This window comes from Mesotoga sp. HF07.pep.5.2.highcov, from assembly GCF_003666285.1.
Lineage (GTDB): Bacteria > Thermotogota > Thermotogae > Petrotogales > Kosmotogaceae > Mesotoga > Mesotoga prima.
Window position 1 is genome coordinate 1 of the sequence record NZ_JFHJ01000674.1, and the last position, 1,531, is coordinate 1,531.

The 1,531-nt window shown below is 48.3% G+C and carries 1 protein-coding gene; it reads right to left on the bottom strand.

The features are described 5' to 3' along the window. Nucleotides 1–1,531, bottom strand: a 1,531-nt coding sequence (locus tag BG32_RS15675) for an InlB B-repeat-containing protein (protein ID WP_220660349.1), incomplete at both ends; no start/stop codon positions are given.

The window sequence follows — 1,531 nt, forward strand, 5'->3', positions numbered from 1 at the left end:
CTCACCACAGAAGTCTGTCGCTGTGAGTGTTATCTCGAGATCACCACACCACGGGTCGAATTCCCATAATATGTCACCGATTGAAAGGGGTTTGCCAATGTACTCATAATAGACCTTTCCGGTCTTCTTTACATTGTCTTCCCACCAGACTAGATTTCCGTCCGAGACTTCTATGGATATCTCGGAAAGAGCCCTGTCTGTGACTTCCCAGTAAACTGTTGTGGATGTGGCATTGATGCATTTTGTCGGATCAAGGTCAAGCCAGAGTTCGGCCTCAGGTGGAACGTTGTCGAGATCGAAGTAGTAGCAGATTTCGAATTCCTGCGGACAGCCTTCACAGTCTTCGGCTACTACATTGACTGCGAAACAGGCTTCCCTGCAGTCCAGGTCTGAGTAGTCTACTGTGAATGTCTCTTCTCCTGTCTCGAGAAGTGTCGCGATAGATCCGGAGATTATCTCTCCTCTGCAGGCATCGACAAAGACTTCCACTAGCTTGTCGAGGCTGTAGTTTATCTTCACGGGGAACGTAACCTCGGTAGCATTGCATGGAATAGTCAATGGATCGATTCCGATTTCTATTACATCTTCATCGTCAAGTACAGCGATTCCCGCTACTACCACTGTCTCGGTTACGTACTCGCTGCACAGAGACTTTATGAATGCAGTTACCGTCGCGTCTGTACACTCGGTTCTCGGGAATTCCCAGTTGTATCTAAGTTCTACTTCGCATCCGGGTAACGGTGTTACTTCCGGATCAGTCAGGAATTCTATCTCGCCCGAGTGCGTGTATTCGATGGCTATAAAGCTGTTTATGAGATCCGGTTCAGGGAAACAGCAGGTGATTACTACTATCTCTGTTTCGTCCGCTCCGCAGTCGAAGTCTTCAACGTAGAACTCGTTGATCACCATTACTTCTACCGCTTTAACGGTTACCCTGTCTTCCCATGTCCAGCTCTTCTCTTTCGGTCCCTTTATCGCCTTTATGCTTATAGCTCTCGTTACGTCTTTGGCGACTGTCGGAGCCGTAAACGTGGCCGTGAAGAGTCCTTCAGGATCTTCTACTGCAGCCTTTGTGACTCCGTCGAAGGTTATCTCGACTTCATCGGCGTCTCCAGGAACTACTATCGAGAATTCTTCTCCACTGCAGACTACCATTTCATCTGGTTCGCCTACATATGGGTCTTCTGCTTCGTAGAAGTTCGCAGTGATGACTTTGTCTTCGTCCATCACAATCGTCTCTACTGGATCTGTGCTTATGAGGTCGCCTGACCAGCTTCCAAATAGCCATTCTGCCGATGCAGGAATAGCTGTGAGTGAGACTTCTGTTCCTTCTTCATACAGTATCTGGTCGGGATCGACTTCTACTTCTCCACCCTCTTCGGGGTCGACTTCTACTACCAGTAGATAAAGCGACTTCCCGTTGAGTATGTTAAACAATTCGCCTTCACAGATTGCAAGGGCATAGTCCGGGAGTCCGAGTGTGTCAAGCGTGTCCTGTGTCAGGTCATACTTCGGATTGTTTGGATATGTT